The 16,745-nt window shown below is 42.0% G+C and carries 16 protein-coding genes, 4 tRNA genes and 1 pseudogene; 2 read left to right on the plus strand and 19 right to left on the minus strand.

Features of this window, described 5'->3' with window-relative positions; translation table 11 throughout:
* Window positions 1-195 precede the first annotated feature (195 nt).
* Window positions 196-300, plus strand: a pseudogene (locus GBI66_RS10640) (NUDIX hydrolase); the annotation flags it as partial.
* A gap of 33 nt (window positions 301-333) precedes the next feature.
* Here GBI66_RS10640 and GBI66_RS10645 read toward each other — a convergent pair.
* The 15 genes from GBI66_RS10645 to rpe all read right to left on the minus strand — a co-directional run bounded on the left by GBI66_RS10645 (window position 334) and on the right by rpe (window position 12,162).
* On the minus strand, window positions 334-1,938 hold the full coding sequence (locus tag GBI66_RS10645; protein ID WP_151716059.1) for a GMC family oxidoreductase: 1,605 nt from the start codon (window positions 1,936-1,938) through the stop codon (window positions 334-336).
* 454 nt (window positions 1,939-2,392) lie between these two features.
* Window positions 2,393-2,469: transfer RNA gene (locus GBI66_RS10650), tRNA-Pro, on the minus strand.
* 4 nt (window positions 2,470-2,473) lie between these two features.
* Window positions 2,474-2,549 (minus strand) — tRNA-His (locus GBI66_RS10655).
* A gap of 36 nt (window positions 2,550-2,585) precedes the next feature.
* A tRNA-Arg gene (locus GBI66_RS10660) sits at window positions 2,586-2,662 on the minus strand.
* A 68-nt stretch (window positions 2,663-2,730) separates the two neighbouring features.
* Window positions 2,731-2,807: transfer RNA gene (locus GBI66_RS10665), tRNA-Pro, on the minus strand.
* 133 nt (window positions 2,808-2,940) lie between these two features.
* Complete coding sequence (gene nadA, locus GBI66_RS10670; RefSeq protein WP_005151304.1) at window positions 2,941-4,005, minus strand: quinolinate synthase NadA; 1,065 nt, start codon at window positions 4,003-4,005, stop codon at window positions 2,941-2,943.
* A 142-nt stretch (window positions 4,006-4,147) separates the two neighbouring features.
* A complete protein-coding gene (gene argJ / locus GBI66_RS10675; RefSeq protein WP_151716060.1) occupies window positions 4,148-5,368 on the minus strand; it encodes a bifunctional glutamate N-acetyltransferase/amino-acid acetyltransferase ArgJ in 1,221 nt (406 codons plus the stop codon).
* Window positions 5,369-5,666: 298 nt separating this feature from the next.
* Complete coding sequence (locus GBI66_RS10680; protein ID WP_151716061.1) at window positions 5,667-6,155, minus strand: methylated-DNA--[protein]-cysteine S-methyltransferase; 489 nt, start codon at window positions 6,153-6,155, stop codon at window positions 5,667-5,669.
* A 17-nt stretch (window positions 6,156-6,172) separates the two neighbouring features.
* Window positions 6,173-6,490, minus strand: coding sequence for a multidrug efflux SMR transporter (locus tag GBI66_RS10685; protein ID WP_004655532.1), 318 nt, complete (start codon window positions 6,488-6,490; stop codon window positions 6,173-6,175).
* Between the two features lie 169 nt (window positions 6,491-6,659).
* Entirely contained in the window at window positions 6,660-7,205 is a 546-nt protein-coding gene (locus GBI66_RS10690) for a hypothetical protein (protein ID WP_151716062.1), read from the minus strand.
* A 1-nt stretch (window position 7,206) separates the two neighbouring features.
* Window positions 7,207-7,707, minus strand: a complete 501-nt coding sequence (locus GBI66_RS10695) for a cobalt transporter (protein ID WP_151716063.1) — start codon at window positions 7,705-7,707, stop codon at window positions 7,207-7,209.
* 82 nt (window positions 7,708-7,789) lie between these two features.
* On the minus strand, window positions 7,790-8,686 hold the full coding sequence (locus GBI66_RS10700) for a copper resistance protein B (protein WP_151716064.1): 897 nt from the start codon (window positions 8,684-8,686) through the stop codon (window positions 7,790-7,792).
* On the minus strand, window positions 8,673-10,610 hold the full coding sequence (locus GBI66_RS10705) for a copper resistance system multicopper oxidase (RefSeq protein WP_151716065.1): 1,938 nt from the start codon (window positions 10,608-10,610) through the stop codon (window positions 8,673-8,675). Before GBI66_RS10705 ends, GBI66_RS10700 begins: the two co-directional genes overlap by 14 nt.
* A 76-nt stretch (window positions 10,611-10,686) precedes the next feature.
* On the minus strand, window positions 10,687-11,106 hold the full coding sequence (locus GBI66_RS10710) for a hypothetical protein (RefSeq protein ID WP_151716066.1): 420 nt from the start codon (window positions 11,104-11,106) through the stop codon (window positions 10,687-10,689).
* A gap of 369 nt (window positions 11,107-11,475) precedes the next feature.
* Entirely contained in the window at window positions 11,476-12,162 is a 687-nt protein-coding gene (rpe, locus tag GBI66_RS10715) for a ribulose-phosphate 3-epimerase (protein ID WP_004804570.1), read from the minus strand.
* A gap of 180 nt (window positions 12,163-12,342) precedes the next feature.
* Between rpe and GBI66_RS10720 the strand changes: the two genes are divergently transcribed.
* Entirely contained in the window at window positions 12,343-12,621 is a 279-nt protein-coding gene (locus GBI66_RS10720) for a DUF2218 domain-containing protein (protein ID WP_151716067.1), read from the plus strand.
* Between the two features lie 28 nt (window positions 12,622-12,649).
* Here GBI66_RS10720 and fghA read toward each other — a convergent pair whose 3' ends face one another.
* From fghA to GBI66_RS10740, 4 genes are all read right to left on the minus strand, one after another.
* Window positions 12,650-13,495: an S-formylglutathione hydrolase gene (gene fghA, locus GBI66_RS10725; RefSeq protein ID WP_151716068.1), complete on the minus strand. Its 846-nt coding sequence runs from the start codon at window positions 13,493-13,495 to the stop codon at window positions 12,650-12,652.
* Entirely contained in the window at window positions 13,464-14,909 is a 1,446-nt protein-coding gene (locus GBI66_RS10730) for a C13 family peptidase (RefSeq protein ID WP_151716069.1), read from the minus strand. Before GBI66_RS10730 ends, fghA begins: the two co-directional genes overlap by 32 nt.
* A gap of 203 nt (window positions 14,910-15,112) precedes the next feature.
* Window positions 15,113-15,922: a class I SAM-dependent methyltransferase gene (locus tag GBI66_RS10735; protein ID WP_151716070.1), complete on the minus strand. Its 810-nt coding sequence runs from the start codon at window positions 15,920-15,922 to the stop codon at window positions 15,113-15,115.
* A complete protein-coding gene (locus GBI66_RS10740; protein WP_005191372.1) occupies window positions 15,922-16,743 on the minus strand; it encodes an undecaprenyl-diphosphate phosphatase in 822 nt (273 codons plus the stop codon). The genes GBI66_RS10735 and GBI66_RS10740 overlap by 1 nt, the downstream gene beginning before the upstream one ends.
* Window positions 16,744-16,745 lie beyond the last annotated feature (2 nt).

The raw sequence follows: 16,745 nt of genomic DNA on the forward strand, positions 1-16,745 counted from the left end.
TTATTCCCATTGTTCACTTTTAGCACTTTGACCTGCTGCAATGCCAAGTAAACAATACATGTCTCAATCCTGACAAGGATAATTGTCAAAAACCATGACCTAAACATCAATATATCGCAGCAATAAAGTCAGCACTGCACATTTATTTATAATAATTAGACTCAAATGATTTTTTTATTATCGAATAACAATCGTAAATGCCCCGCTCAATTGTTTCGCTATGCACTGGAAAATTATAATTTTACCTTTCCACATATGCTGGAAACGCCACGCAACTCCACTGAAAATCAAAAGAGCTAAGATATTTCTACCTTAGCTCCGATAACGTATAGCTTACTTCCAAGTTTGGCGAATCAAATCCACCGCTTTTTCAGCAATCATAATCGTCGGTGCATTGGTATTGCCATTCACCACCGTTGGCATAATCGACGCATCAATAACTCGCAGCCCCTCTATGCCATATACTTTCAGTTCAGGGTCGACCACTGCCATCTCATCCACACCCATTTTACAACTACCGACTGGGTGATACACCGTATCGACACGTTGACGTAAAATCTCACGGATTTCATCATCAGACTGTACATTGGCTGTAAACATATCTTCTTTAATTTTTTCACTTAAAGCAGGCGCGTTCATTAACTTTTGTGTGACCTTGTAGCCATCGACCATATCCTGAAGATCTTGTTCATCCTCAAGGAATTTAAAATCAATCAACAATGGATCATCCACATTTTTACCACTGAGTTTGACCGAACCACGTGCACGCGGATTCAACAAACACACATGGCATGAAATCCCATGCCCCATATGCATGGTTCGAGCATGGTTATCTACCACAGCAATGACAAAATGCAGTTGTAAGTTAGGCTTATCTAGTTCAGGACGGCTTTTTAAGAAACCACCACATTCCGCATAGTTAGTGGTAATCAAACCACGACGCTCTTTACGATAACGTCCAATCTGCTTGACTAGATCGAGGCTTCCACCCACTGACACCCCAAAAGTTCCATCCATTTGCTTGGTCTTATAAGCAAAAATAAAGTCAGGATGGTCATGCAGGTTTTCACCCACACCTGCTAAATCTTTAACAACGGGAATGCCGTGCTTTTCAAGCTCTTGACGTGGACCAATACCAGACAGCATCAACACTTGTGGCGATTGGAATGCACCCGCTGATAAAAGCACTTCTTTATTGGCTTGAACAATCGTGGTTTGGCCTTTATGTTTATATTCAACCCCGACAGCATGACCATTTTCAATCACAATGCGAGAAACACTGGCCTGTGTAATCACCTGTAGATTCGGACGCGTGCCCAAATATGGGAACAGATAACCTCGGGCAGCGCTCCAGCGTTCGCCATTTTTTTGCGTAACCTGATAAACCCCAAGCCCTTCTTGTTCAGCGCCATTGAAGTCATCATTCAGTGGATAATCCACCTGTTTCGCCGCTTCAATAAAGGTCTTTTGATAAGGATTGTCTGAACGTAATTCACTAACATTGAGGGGACCATGCTGTCCATGATATTCGTTGCGAATGCGCTCGTTATGTTCTGATTTTATAAAATATGGCAATACATCTTGATACGACCAGCCTGTATTACCCAAAGCAGCCCAATGATCATAATCACTGTGATGTCCACGAACGTATACCATCGCATTGATGGCAGAACTACCGCCTAAGCACTTACCACGCGGTTGATAGCCTTTTCGACCATTCAGACCTTTTTGTGGAATGGTTTCTAAAGCCCAGTTATTAATTTTAGTCGGGATACTGATGACCGCTGCTGAAGGTGTATTCACCAACCAGCTATTCCCATCACCACCAGCTTCTAATAAACATACCGAAATATTTGGATTTTCTGATAATCGCCCAGCCAGTACCGATCCTGCTGAACCACCACCTATAATTACAAAATCAAAAGCTGTTTCTGTCATCGCTATACTCTGTTTTTTCTTTTTAAAAAGTGGAAGCATTATGCCGAACACGGCATTTAAATACTGTTGTAGTTGTCTAACCAATTCATATTAATATAAGCAACTTAACTGGATCATCATCAAAGCGCAATAGCCAAATCAAGCAAGCCAATTGCGATAAATCATCAATTTTTTGAAACTCAACATCCTTCTTTTTCTTCTAACTTTTAGTTTTAGATATTTGATATGTTATTCATCAGCTTTTTTACCAAGAAAATAATTTCAAATAGATGAAAACCATAAATATCAGCGTGATAAATAGACCTAGGAAGAAGCATTTTCAAATCATTTATAATTTTTTAAATTTTAAGTAATACATCTAATGCGTTATAAATATCATGTTTATTAAATATGAAAAAATCCAGACGTAAAAAAACCGCTAACTAAGCGGCTTCTTATCTCATCTTTAAGATGATGGTCGGAGCAGTAGGATTCGAACCTACGACCCCCTGGTCCCAAACCAGGTGCACTACCAGGCTGTGCTATGCTCCGAAATTGGGGTGAATGACGGGATTCGAACCCGCGACAACCGGAATCACAATCCGGGGCTCTACCAACTGAGCTACATCCACCATCAAAACTTTGATTCTATATACCAAGCTGCCAAATGGCGCGCCTGACAGGATTCGAACCTGTGACCATCCGCTTAGAAGGCGGATGCTCTATCCAACTGAGCTACAGGCGCATAACGATGATAATACTATCACGATACTTCGCCGATATTTAAAACTATGTTTTTCAACATATTTTAAATGGTCGGAGCAGTAGGATTCGAACCTACGACCCCCTGGTCCCAAACCAGGTGCACTACCAGGCTGTGCTATGCTCCGATTTCTTTTCAGCTTTTATTGTATCGCACATCGTGCGGTACGGTGTGCATTCTAGGCTTGACGTTGCATCACGTCAACACCTAGTTTTAAAAAAAGTGATTTTTCCTTATCAAATGTATATTTAACAAGCATATTAACGCTTTAGCGAAGCACTAAAGTTCAACATTCGATCTAAAGGTAGTTTCGCACGTTCTGCCAAGGCTGGATCAACGTGTATTTCTTGATCGGCGTGTTGTAATACATGCAAGATGCCATCAAGTTCATTCATCGCCATCCACGGACAATGTGCGCATGAACGACAAGTTGCCCCCTCACCTGCGGTTGGTGCTTCAAATAATTCTTTATCTGGTGCCGCTTGCTGCATTTTATAAAAAATGCCTCGATCCGTTGCCACGATCATTTGCTTATGCGGTAAGGTCTGCGCTGCTTTAATCAGTTGCGAGGTACTACCAACAGCATCTGCAATATCCACTACCGATTCAGGTGACTCAGGATGGACCAATACAGCTGCATCTGGATATAACGCTTTCATCTGTGCAATACCACGCGCACGGAACTCTTCATGTACGATACATGCGCCATCCCACAACAACATTTCCGCGCCTGTTTTCTTTTGAATATAGCGACCTAAATGCTGGTCAGGTGCCCAAATAATTTTTTCACCCAAGCTATCTAAGTGCTCTATGATCTCTACCGCACAGCTAGAAGTCACCACCCAATCGGCGCGTGCTTTGACTGCTGCAGAAGTATTGGCATAGACCACAACGGTATGATCTGGATGTTGATCACAGAATGCACTAAATTCATCTACAGGACAGCCCAAATCCAGTGAACAGGTGGCTTCCAATGTTGGCATCAATACTGTTTTTTCAGGTGATAAGATTTTTGAGGTTTCCCCCATAAATTTAACCCCAGCAACCACCAATGTCGTTGCAGGATGATCACGACCAAAACGCGCCATTTCTAATGAATCAGAAACACAACCACCGGTCAGCTCTGCAAGCTCTTGCACGTCAGGATCACAGTAATAATGTGCCACAAGTACAGCATTGCGTTTTTTAAGCTCTGCTGCAATTTGGGCAAACTTTTCTTGTTTCACTTCTGGGCTAAGACTGTTGTCCTTAGGCTCACCCAAACGATCTAAATGCGTCTGCACAATATTTTTGGCTTCATTCGCAATTAAATTCGCATTATTCATAAAACGTCTTCTCTATCCTGCGTGCTTGCATCACTGCAAACTTTTAACGTGGGTAATGGGCGATCATTTGGGATAAATCACCTCGTCCACAAACCAGCTTATAAAAAAAGCCCCACTGTGGAGGCTTTATTATAACGCAAATTTATGAGCGATAATCGGCATTAATTTTGACATAGTCATAAGAAAAATCACAGGTATAAACCGTGTCTTTTGCTGTACCACGCCCTAGATCAATACGAATAGTAATTTCCTTCTCTGCCATCACTGCTGCACCTGCTTCTTCGGTATAGTCTGGGTTTGCACCACCATCTAAGCAAATTTGTACATCGCCGATCCAGACCTGAACCTTGCTACTGTCTAGCTTTGGCACACCTGCCTTACCGATCGCCATCACAATACGTCCCCAGTTTGGATCTGAGGCAAATAAAGCCGTCTTAATGAGCGGTGACTCGGCAACACTATAGGCAACATCACAACATTCTTGAGTATTGGCTCCGCCTTCTACCTGAACAGTGATGAACTTGGTTGCACCCTCACCATCACGTACGATCAATTGCGCCAGGCGATCCATGATACGAGCAAGCACTTCTAATACTTGCTGATAACGCGCATCCTCTTGATTCTGGATTTCTGTACCACCTGCCAAACCAGTTGCTACAAAGATACAAGAGTCATTGGTCGAGGTATCACCATCAATGGTAATACGGTTAAAAGAGTGCTCAACCGTGGTTTGCAGTAAACGTTGTACCAATTCAGAACTAATCGGAGCATCGGTTGCAACAAAGCTGAGCATGGTCGCCATATTCGGACGAATCATGCCTGCACCTTTACTAATTCCTGTCATGGTATAGGTCACACCATCCAGTTCGAACTGTTCAGATGCACCTTTTGGTGTGGTGTCTGTGGTCATAATACCAGATGCCGCATCTGCCCAACGATCTGCATTTAAATCATTTAACGCAGGTTGAATCCCTTGTACTAAACGTTCAATTGGGAGTTGCTCACCAATCACCCCAGTTGAAAACGGTAAAATCTGATTAACTTGAACACCAGTTAATTCAGCTAACTTGGCACAAGTCACTTCTGCATTTTTATAGCCTACCGTACCTGTTGCAGCATTAGCATTACCCGTGTTGATGATTAGGTAACGTGGTGTGTTTTCTGCCAAATGCTTTTTACTCAATTGAACAGGTGCAGCAGCAAAGGCACTTTGAGTAAACACCCCAGCAACGTTTGAGCCTTCAGCAAATTCAAAAATGACTAGATCTCGTCGATTTGGATAACGTACATACGCCTCAGTTGAGCCAATTTTTACACCCTGCACCACATGCATAAGTGGCATTGTTACGTCACCAACAGCCATTTTTAAATATCCATTCAACTTGTTATGAAAGGCTTAAGCTTATTCCAAAAGGCAATTAAAATCGAGTATTAACGACATGGATAATTTATAAAATAAAGTTAGTTTTTTTAGAATTATACTCAACATTGACTATCGTGATATGCGGCATGGATGCCGCTCGTTGGACAGGGGTTACATGGATGTACCCTCTGTCCAACAAAGGATTTTTGTTACTTTTCATCCCTGAAAAGTAAAGAATGCCTATACACAAAGCATTATGGTTCATTCCTAGCTTATAAGGCTGTGCCAAACTTTTAAATTATTTAAACTTCTTCTGTTCAATATTTAATAAAATCTGCTTCTTATCCAAACCACCTGCAAAACCCACCAAAGCCCCACTCGAACCAATCACCCGATGGCACGGCGCAATAATCGAAATCGGATTCTTACCATTGGCTGCCCCAACCGCACGTACGGCTTTTACATTACCCAACTGAATGGCAATGTCTTTATAACTGCGTGTTTCCCCATAAGGAATGCTCAATAAAGCCTGCCAAACCTGCTGCTGAAATGCAGTGCCTTGAAAATCAAGTGGTAAATCAAACTGCTGACGTTGCCCTGCAAAATATTGTTCTAATTGTTGTTTGACACGATGCAGCATTAGATGATGACGATCTTCAATCAATTCAGAAAGCCGCACACGTTTATGGTCTTCATTGTCCCACATCACGGCGACAAGTGCCTTATCGTGAGCAACCAGCTTTAATGCACCCACAGGAGAATCCATGTACATATACATCAGTTGCATCACGCTCTCCTCAACCATTAATTTGATGATAACTTCATCAATACTAGACCCGAAACAATTAAGACTGCTGCGATCATGCGCATAGCCGTCATCGGTTCATTCAAGATCAAAATGCCGACAACAAATGACCCAATCGCACCAATTCCCGTCCAGATGGTATAGGCCGTTCCAAGTGGAAGTGTCCGCATCGACATCGAAAGTAATACCACACTTAAAATCATGAAAACAATGGTCACGATACTTGGCGTTAACTTGGTAAATCCTTCAGACATTTTCATGGAATATGCCCAAATAACTTCAAAAATACCTGCCAAAATTAAAATTGCCCATGCCATTTTATTACGCTCAACTTTATCGAGTGTTGGGTCGTCCCAACGTAATTCTTTCGAGGGAGGTCGTCCTCCTAGGTGCGGTAGTGTACTGTGGAATTTTAAAAATATGTGATTTGTTCTGTATCTATATTGACTAAGCTTTTGAAAAAATGAAGTTCTTTATTTAATTCGACTACTGCCAGACAATTTGATCGACCCGCATCAACTCACACGCGCCATTGCCCGTATCTTCTCGAGATAAAGAGCTTTTCCAACGCCAACCATCTTTGGCCTGAATATCAATCAGTGAGCCTTTTAAATACACCAAGTCATCTTGTTTAATTTTTTTCATTTGTGCTGCAATTGCGGCATTGGCGGGTACGAGATGCATATTGGCACTGTGTGTTGCAATCTGACGCAGTGGAATGGGAGGTTCATGATCGATAGACCAACGATACCAACGGTTACTTTGAGAAATATCAATCTGTTTGTAGACCTGAGGATTGGCCATTTCACCCCAACCTACGGCAATATCCATAGGAGAAAACTCAGCTTCACGCCCCAAGTTATAGTCTTCTCTGGAAAGCACACGGAATGAACCTTCATAATTTTCTAATGCCACAACTTGCACACCTTGCTGAGTCGTAATCTGACTGATATCAGGTGTAGGCTTAATCCATTTTGTCCACAGCATCCAACCAAATGCAATCACCAGCAAGCCATACATCCATCTTGGCATGTTACTTATCCTGTTTATTTTGCAAGGCTCTTATCCATTGCTTAAATCGCGCTAAAGCAGTTGAAAAGAACTGCTGAATCAGGCTTAAGAGATTTTCATCTTGCTGCTGATATTTATTCTGAGCGACATGTTGTTTTGAGGTAGCCAATTCCAAAGGTTCATAATGCGGCATGGTTTGTTGTAGTTCCGCACCAAGATTCAAACGCTGCAATGCTGCCGTAACCTCTGAAACAGGGTCTTGATGATAAAGTGCTAAATGTCGTGCTTCTAAATCAATACAGTGCTCAATCAATAGCTCTGAAAAAGGGATTAATGCTTTCCTCACCCGCTGTGCTTCTACAGGGCTGCTCATATGCGGAATATAATAAAAACTCACATTCATACTGCCATCAGCAGGAATCAGCTCAAGTTGAGATAAAGACGATCTCTCCGTTTTTTCTTTCAGATGGGCATGCGAGTTTGTTTTATCTGTTATTGCATTGTGTTGTTGTTCTAAAGCCATTTATGCACCATGAATGACTCAAAAAAGATACTGTTAGTATAAACCAACAGTATCTCGAAAAAATGACCTTTTAAACAAAATATCAGAACTTTAGCGAAAGGCCAGCACCATAGACCCAACCCGTTTTAGAGTCACTAGCGGTTTGCCAATTAGTCTCTTTACGTCCTTTACTATAGCCATAACCAACATCAATAAAAGGCATGACTCGGTTCTTGACGATTTCATAACGGGTTTTAATCCCCACTTCAGCATCAGCAAGACCTGTTTTAGCAGCATACTTGGATTCATCCCGCAGTACCCATTCCATTTCCAGATAAGGCTGCATAATCAACTTTTGAGTCAATAATAAATCACGCTCAGTTTCCAATACAAAGCGCCATTGCTGATCCTGTCCGAAATAAACATGCGCATCTGTTTCAAAGAAATAAGGTGCCATACCATGTAAACCGACAACACCTTCGAATTGTTCTTTGTCCAACTCACGCTCAGCGTTATAACGGTAATTCACACCTGCCTGTACATCCCAGAAGTCAGCAACATTACGACTATAGAGTGCAGCAAGACTTTGCTCCGATTTTTCTGATTCAGCCTTGGCATAGTCCGCAGTGATGAATAATTTATTTTCATCGGTTCCCACCCAAGTTTTTAATTTGGACTTGAGCGTGCCCTGCCCGTCTTCATCAAGCAACCATTGTGTATCGAGCTGCGTCGCTTGATAGATTTGCCCACCATGCTCCTTATAATGGTCAGCATGTTCATCTTTATTTTGTGTCTGCATAGAAACAGTTGAATTCTGATGTTGCGAATGATCCATAGAAGTATTCATTGGTATACTAGATTGGGCTGGCATATCCATTTGCATCATCTGATCATGTCCTTCATGTGCATACGCAAATGCACTCAAAGAACTAACCACACCACCCATCGCCAGTAATTGCGTATAACGCTTCATTTTCGAAGATAGCTTAGTGATTTGCATGGCTCACTCCTTGTGAAGATTGAACAGGTGCTGCTGGTACTGCTTTATTTTCATCAACATTGGCAACAATCAACTTACTCATCATTCCTGCACTCATGTGATACAGCAGATGACAATGAATTGCCCATTCGCCTAGTTCATCCGCAGTCAATAGAGCTGTAACGGTCTTGCCTGGCGGTACAATAACGGTATGCTTATTTGGCATATCTTGTGGAGCCTGACCATTTTCCAACTGCATAAACATGCCGTGTAAATGCATTGGATGAGCCATCATGCTGTCATTGACAAACTTGAGACGAATTCGCTCACCATAACGGACGGTTAACGGCTTAAAGTCAGGATCGCTAAATTTCTTGCCATCAATGGTCCAGATATAACGCTCCATCGTTCCCCCCAGACGAATCACCAGTTCACGCTCTGCTGGACGACTATACTTTTCTGGTTGGGGTTGCAATGATTGCAGGTCGGCATACGTTAAGGCTTTCTGACCTGCTGGCGTTGCCGCATTGGCCCAGCCTTGCACGGTATCTGAATTTCCTTTTTCAGGAGAAGCCGCCATCTGGTGTTGGCTATGATCTGAGCTTACTGGAGCAGACACGTCCATCTGAGCATGTGCACTGTGGTCCATATCTGCCATGTTCATTTGCTCATGCGAGCTATGATCCATTTTCGACATGTCCATTTTTCCATGTGAACTATGGTCCATCGCTACTTGTTGCATCGGTGCAAGCTGAGCTTTGTCTTGTGGCATCTGATGCTGACTATGGTCCATATTGGTCATCTTCATTTGCTGATCTGAGCCATGATCCATTTTGCTCATATCCATCTGACCATGCGAAACATGATCCATGCCCATATCTTCCATCGTCAATAGTGCACGTGGACGTGCTTTAGGGATCTGAACCTTTTGCGTATTCGGAGTCATGCTATTGTGCAATGAAGCAATTGCAAATCCAGAACGGTCAATTGACTCAGCTTCAATTTGGTAATGAGCCTGTGTAGGTTCTACCAACACATCATAGGTTTCCGCTGTACCAATTCGGAACTCATCCACTGGAACAGGCTTCACAGGCTGACCATCGGCACTGACCACAGTCATTTTTAAGTTTGGAATACGTACATCAAAAAAAGACATTGCTGAAGCATTGATAAAACGCAAACGAACCTTTTCACCTGCATTAAAAGCGCCCGTCCAATTCTGCTGTGGTGTCTGACCATTGACTAAATAGGTATAGCCCGTGACATCAGACAAGTCTGTTTTCAGCATTCGCATCTGATTCCACATCGAGCGGTCTTGCCAAGTTGCTTTTAGGCCTTGCTGCTTCACCTGTCTCCACACATCGCCCACTGTTTCACGTTGGTCCTGATAATGTTCAGCAGACTTTTTCAGATTGGCCATGATCTTGTCACTTTCCGTTTCATGGAAATCCGACAACATCACCACATAATCACGCTGTGCTTTTTCATGTGCAGCAACAGGTTGCTTGCCTTTCGGATAAATGACCAAAGCACCATACAGGCCATCCTGCTCTTGTCCTTTACTATGCGCGTGATACCAATAAGTTCCGTTTTGGCGAACTTTGAAACGATATTCAAAACTACCATTCGGTTTAATGCCTTTGAAACCGTTAAAACCGGGCACACCATCCATCAAACCTGGTAACAACAATCCGTGCCAATGCAGTGAAGTGTCTTGATCTTTCAACTGGTTATGCACATGAATGACCGCTTCATCACCTTCTTCAAACTCTAAAAGCGGTGCAATAAATTTACCGTTTACAGTGATGCGTTTGACGGGCTTGCCAGTCACATTCACCGTGCCTTGATTGATATTCAGGTGATATTCTTTAATTGCAGCCAAACTATAAGGTGCAAACAATAGGCTTAAGCTAGCAATGACACCAGCATATATTTTTGAGGACATGATATTTTTCCTAATCTGTTAACTTTTCAAATTGCTCATTTCTCTGGGATATAGAGAAACAGCCTGTAAAGACAGATCAGGTTCTAGGAGGGCGTAAAATCTCTTGCCAATAGCCAGCAAGATGTCGAGCCTGATAGGCCGTATTAATATGCGTACTGAGCTCTAGAAAGGGTGAAGAGGACAGACTTGGTGTATGTTGATCCACAGCAAGATTAACCGTTTGGCAATGTGAGGAACTATTGCAGTCCTGACAATGCACACTATCTTGCACCATTCCCTCATGACATTTCACAGAATTACCCGAATGGGCATATGGCATTTGATGATGTTGATCCATCATTTGCTGGTCATGACAAGACATGGTTTGAAGTGTTGTAGATGTCGTTTGATCAGATTGAAGGGTTTGAACTGCTGCAACAGCCACACTGCTTCCCCCGATGAAAAATATCATCAGGAATACAAACCACAGATGTTTGTATTGCTTGCGCAGTTGCACTTAATGTTCCTTGTTTCAATCATTAAAAATTAATTTAGTCTGCTTAGCATAATTTCTTTTGTGGTTATACACAATGATCTGTGTGTTTGAATTTCGATAAATTCATCGCCAAGCTGCCACAAACTGCTGTTTTATCAAACAAATCGCCACTTCGACATCAGTGGGCAAAAATAAAGCAAAATGAAGAAGTTAATGCACAAAAAAAGGACAAAAACTTGTCCTTTTTTCATCATTTTGTTGTGAATATAAACAACTGAAATCATTTTGTTTATTTTAACAACATCTTATCCACCTGGTTATCAACACGGTTATCCACCGAGTTATAAACAAAGTTATCCACAAGAGTATGTGAAAAATAGAATGAAAATACTAAACTTCTTTTGCACCAACTTGTGCCAACTCTGCACGCATTTGATCAATCACAGTTTTATAATCGGGTTGACCAAAAATCGCTGAACCTGCAACGAACATATCGGCACCTGCTTCGGCAATTTCACGGATATTTGCTGGACCTACGCCACCATCAACCTCTAAACGAATATCACGACCACTCGCATCAATAATTTTGCGTGCTTGACGAAGCTTTTCCAAAGTCATTGGAATGAATTTCTGCCCACCAAAGCCTGGGTTTACACTCATCAATAGAATTTGGTCTACTTTATCCAATACATAATCAAGATAGTGCAACGGCGTTGCAGGATTGAACACCAAACCTGCTTTGGCGCCACCGGCCTTAATCAACTGTAACGAGCGATCAATATGATCCGTTGCTTCTGGGTGGAAGGTAATAATATCTGCACCGGCTTCTAAGAAATCACCGATCATACGATCAACAGGTGAAACCATTAGATGCACATCAATCGGCGCTTTGATGCCATAGTTTTTCAGTGCCTTACATACCCCTGCACCAAAAGTCAGGTTAGGTACATAGTGGTTGTCCATCACATCAAAATGTACAACGTCTGCACCTGCAGCTAGAACTTTTTCTACATCTTCACCTAAACGTGCAAAATCAGCAGATAAAATCGAAGGCGCAATTAAATAAGGCTTGGACATGGACGACCTGGCAAACTCTGAGAAAATAATGCCTTGATTATAACAAACTTAGACCGCCTAAGTCTGTTACAAAGTCATTATTACGGCATTGCAAACTTGCAACACCACGTTGCATCTAGACTATTTTTATCTCTTGCAAGCTTTGCTATGTTAATCGTTAGAACAAGAGGACGACTTTGAATGACCAATAGCAGCACTAAAATCACCACAAATGAAGGAAAACGGATCAGTAAACGTTTAGTGAATCACTGGAAGCATAAATTTGAAGTATCAGAAACTGAGCTGCATTCAAAAATTTTCATGCCGACAGCAACCGTGACGCTTACGCCACATGAACAGCACTTAGATGTGCTGATTGAAAATCAGCAAGAAGATGTTGTTCGTCTAGAACAGGTGGTTATTGATCATTTAAATCGTATGGCACAACAAGAGTTTATTGTGGAATGGCAGCATCATTAAAAAAGAAGCTCATATGAGCTTCTTTTTTTTAACCTGCAACTTTTTCCAGTTGTATGGCATGGAACTGTAAGTGGTCATCAATAAAACTTTGAATAAAGTAATAACCGTGGTCATACCCCTTATGTAAACGTAAAGTCAGATGTTGCCCAACATCCAAACAGGCCTGTTTAAACTTTTCAGGGTTTAATTGATCATAAAACTGATCATCTATACCTTGATCAATCAAAATCTCATCGAAAATTCGGCCATTTTGTTGAACCAATGCCGTCGCATCATGCGCTAACCATTGTTGTTGATCTGCTCCTAGATATTGGCTAAATGCCTTTTCACCCCAAGGACAAATACTTGGTGCACAAATCGGCGCAAAAGCAGAAACTGATTTAAATTGGTCAGGATATTTAAATGCCAAGGTCAAAGCACCATGCCCCCCCATCGAATGTCCAAAGATACCAATTTGACTTTCGATGATTGGAAACGCTTGTAGTACATGGGCATACAGTTCATCTACCAAATAAGATTCCATTTGGTAATGCTCTGCCCAAGGCTGTTGCGTCGCATTGATATAAAAACCTGCTCCCTGTCCAATATCCCAATGATCCCCTTGTGCAACACCCTCACCGCGTGGAGAAGTATCAGGCGTAATCAAAATCAAACTTAATCGAGCAGCCATCCGTTGGGCATGTGCTTTGATGGCGAAGGTATCTTCAGTACAGGTTAAACCCGCAAGATAAAACAAGGCTGAACATGCTTTTCCTTCTAAGGCAGCAGGTGGCAAATATACCCCAACCTTGCTCGTCCCTTTCAGATGTTGAGATTCAAGCTGATAAATCCGTTGCTCGCCTTCAAAACAACGATTTTTTTGCAGTAGCTGCATGTTCATCATCCTGTGTTTTTGTAATATCTGTGGTTGCTATATTCTGTGATGGGAACAAATACGGCTCCAGCTGCGGTAGCATGAGTTCCATATTACGTCCCATTGACCATTGTGGTTCAGAAGGCTCTACACCTTGTGCCACCTCCCACTTAGTCACCGTTTGTTTGGCTTGCTCAAACGCTTTTTTCATTGAATATTGTTCACGCATTGCCAAATCAAAGAATGCTCGACCAAAATAAGTATAGTCTGCTTCATTATTACAGCCAAACGAGGTTTTATCCGCAGCAGAAGCCGTAATAATTAAAGTATCTGGTGATTGTAATGCTGGAATAAAGCTACCTGAATAACAAGCTGAAATCACGATCACACGCCAACGAATTCCAGATTTATCTAGTGTTTCTCTTAACCATTTTGGATCAACTTGACCTAAATCCAAGGGCGCATTTTCAATTTCAAAATGATTGCGTTCGCCATGTGAAGTCATATACAGAAACAACACATCACTATCACGATTCATTTGCTGACCAATACGGCGTAAAGCCAACTCCATACTGGTTTTAGATGCAATTGGTACCTCTAAACGCGTCGCAGGATTATTAATCAGCATAATAGAACGACCAAATGTTCCAAAACGCGTATCAAACTGTTCTCTTATGCGCTCAATTTCAGATTTAAACACATCCACATAGCTATCACCCGCCACCCCCATAAAATACCAATGGCTTTTGGCGATATCACCATATTGAATTTGATCAAGTGCTTTATCCAGTAAATGACTTTGTGCATAGAAAGCATCTTCTGCAAAACTAGGCGGTGTTTCTTCGACTTTCCAAATCGGCTGATCTTTTACTGAAAGTTGCCAAACCACCATGGTCGCAATGGTTGCCACAAAAACTAGAGCACGTTCCCACCACGGCCAGTTTAAGGCACGTGAAAAAACCCAAATGACAGCCAGACTTTGCCAAACAAACAACCCAACAAATAATGGCGGTAAGAAACCGTTATAAATACTATCAGGAATAAAGTTGAGATAACCGTTTGAGCCAAGATATTGAATGATGCATTGTAAAAGCAAAATATTGGTATCGAGTACTAACCACAACAATGCAGGCACCAACATCAAACGCGGTTGGTTCATACGTTGTGAAAGGAAAATACCCACAATGAGGGCAATAAAGGGCCAAAGCGCGTAACCAATCAAACCTTGCGAGTTAAACTCTCCAACTTGACCTGCCACTAACCAGCTATATAAAGAGTTGGTACAGCCTCCGAGAATACCCCAAATAATCAGTTGGGTAATTGAAGGGTGCACAATCTGTAAGGAACGACGAGACCCCAGGAACAACCACATTCCAGCAATTTGGTTACTTTTAAAATCATGCCAGATATTGATGGAGGGTTTAAGGTCTATCATAAAATTCTTCGGGAGTTTCTCTTTTCAAGCCTAAACTGAAAATATGCCATTCTAATAATTGAATGGACAGTACTTTTCCTAAAAAACGCGATGCGCGACTGTAGTGTAAGCTCGACAAGAATTTTTTAGCAATCATGCTTTTGCACTATATCACAAATCTTTACTGAGCATTGACGCAAGCCAAACAATCATCTCATTCTGAGTTAAATTTTACCTTTTGGAAAATATGCATCAAAACGACATGCATCACCAAGCCATTGATGATCAGGCGTTTGATCTGCCAGATAAACAGCATGTCTTGGGCGTTTCACAATCACGCGCTTGGCAATCTGTTGAGCCAAATGCAGTAGCTGATCACCTAAATCCATCTCGCCATCTTCAGGCAATAACATATGCAATAATTGCATCTGCTTTTTGACTTGTGCCTGTTTTTTTACTGCCTGTTGATTCTGATCACGCTGCGGGAACATTGGATCTAAATACACCACATCCACTTGCTCGCCTTGCTGACCCAACTGCTGTAAATAAGCATTTGAATCTGCAAAAATCAGCTCAATTCGCTGCATAGATGTTTGCAGGAAAGGATCTTGCTCAGCTTGAGCTTTACTATATTCCAGTAACACAAACAGAATTGGATGACGTTCAACCAAACGTACATCCGCGCCAAGATAGGCCATGAGTAAACTATCATGACCTAAACCAGCAGTGGCATCAATTAATGTTGGCTTTTCACCCAGTTGGCAGGCTCTAGCAATCATTTCAGATTTTAAACTGGCTCTTTTCAGACGAGGAATTTCAGCACGCCAATCTGGTTGCATTTTCATGCCATTGGCAGCGAGACTAAGCCCATCCTCATCCAAAACCAATGCCATGTCAGGATTCAAACGTAAAAAACGTGAATTAATCTTTTCTACAACTTGCCCATTGAGCTGTACATTCAGCTCAGCCAAACGTGTTTGCAATTGCAGAAATTGCTGCTCACATTCCGCTGGATACCAACATCGCATTTGCATTACCAATGCACCCAACCTGTCCACCATGTTGCCAAGATAAATAGGCCAAACACAATGCGGTAGTATGCAAATGCGGTGAAGTCATGCTTAGAAACATAACGAATCAAAGCGCGAATCACCACCAAAGCTGAAACAAAGGCAACAATGATACCGACAGCTAACACTGCCATATCATTACTGTGCAACTCATGACGCATCTTGTACATATCCAGTAAGCCTGCACCCATCAGCACTGGAATCCCTAAAAAGAAGGAAAACTCAGCTGCCGCTTTGCGCGATACGCCTAAGAATAATGAACCAATAATGGTCGAACCTGAACGAGAGGTTCCAGGAATTAAAGCCAGACATTGGATCAAACCGATTAAGGTTGCTTGTTTAAAGCTGAGATCATCCACTTCTTGAGTGACAATCTGATGTGGGCGACGCTCTGCCCACAAGATAATAAAGCCACCGATAATCAAGGCGATCGCAACAGTAATCGCATTAAATAAATAAGCTTTGACCACATCACCGAAGGTCAAACCAATAATCACAATTGGAATTGAGGCAATAATCAGGTTCAGGCTTAAACGGCGGCCTTGCTCTTGTCCCGTGAGTGCACCAATCAGTGCGCCCCACAATTTACCCCAATATTCATAAATGACTGCTGCAATCGCACCAATCTGAACAGCCACGGCAAACATATCTCTTTTTTCAACAGTCCAAAAATCTAGTAATTGGCCTGTTAAAATCAAATGTCCTGTACTTGAAATCGGTAGAAACTCTGTAATCCCTTCCACCAAACCCATGATCGCTGCTTTAAATAGCAATAAAAGATCCATAA

This window comes from Acinetobacter sp. TUM15071 (genome assembly GCF_008980925.1).
Taxonomy (GTDB): Bacteria; Pseudomonadota; Gammaproteobacteria; order Pseudomonadales; family Moraxellaceae; genus Acinetobacter; species Acinetobacter dispersus.

What these genes read in the sequence shown, in the direction of transcription:
- nadA (WP_005151304.1), bottom strand. Translation starts at nt 4,005, where the DNA reads ATGAATAATGCGAATTTAATTGCGAATGAAGCCAAAAATATTGTGCAG.
- fghA (WP_151716068.1), bottom strand. Translation starts at nt 13,495, where the DNA reads ATGCAGCTACTGCAAAAAAATCGTTGTTTTGAAGGCGAGCAACGGATT.
- GBI66_RS10740 (WP_005191372.1), bottom strand. Translation starts at nt 16,743, where the DNA reads ATGGATCTTTTATTGCTATTTAAAGCAGCGATCATGGGTTTGGTGGAA.
- GBI66_RS10735 (WP_151716070.1), bottom strand. Translation starts at nt 15,922, where the DNA reads ATGCAAATGCGATGTTGGTATCCAGCGGAATGTGAGCAGCAATTTCTG.
- GBI66_RS10705 (WP_151716065.1), bottom strand. Translation starts at nt 10,610, where the DNA reads ATGTCCTCAAAAATATATGCTGGTGTCATTGCTAGCTTAAGCCTATTG.
- GBI66_RS10700 (WP_151716064.1), bottom strand. Translation starts at nt 8,686, where the DNA reads ATGCAAATCACTAAGCTATCTTCGAAAATGAAGCGTTATACGCAATTA.
- GBI66_RS10690 (WP_151716062.1), bottom strand. Translation starts at nt 7,205, where the DNA reads ATGCCAAGATGGATGTATGGCTTGCTGGTGATTGCATTTGGTTGGATG.
- GBI66_RS10720 (WP_151716067.1), top strand. Translation starts at nt 12,343, where the DNA reads ATGACCAATAGCAGCACTAAAATCACCACAAATGAAGGAAAACGGATC.
- rpe (WP_004804570.1), bottom strand. Translation starts at nt 12,162, where the DNA reads ATGTCCAAGCCTTATTTAATTGCGCCTTCGATTTTATCTGCTGATTTT.
- GBI66_RS10685 (WP_004655532.1), bottom strand. Translation starts at nt 6,490, where the DNA reads ATGGCATGGGCAATTTTAATTTTGGCAGGTATTTTTGAAGTTATTTGG.
- GBI66_RS10730 (WP_151716069.1), bottom strand. Translation starts at nt 14,909, where the DNA reads ATGATAGACCTTAAACCCTCCATCAATATCTGGCATGATTTTAAAAGT.
- GBI66_RS10680 (WP_151716061.1), bottom strand. Translation starts at nt 6,155, where the DNA reads ATGCAACTGATGTATATGTACATGGATTCTCCTGTGGGTGCATTAAAG.
- argJ (WP_151716060.1), bottom strand. Translation starts at nt 5,368, where the DNA reads ATGGCTGTTGGTGACGTAACAATGCCACTTATGCATGTGGTGCAGGGT.
- GBI66_RS10695 (WP_151716063.1), bottom strand. Translation starts at nt 7,707, where the DNA reads ATGGCTTTAGAACAACAACACAATGCAATAACAGATAAAACAAACTCG.
- GBI66_RS10645 (WP_151716059.1), bottom strand. Translation starts at nt 1,938, where the DNA reads ATGACAGAAACAGCTTTTGATTTTGTAATTATAGGTGGTGGTTCAGCA.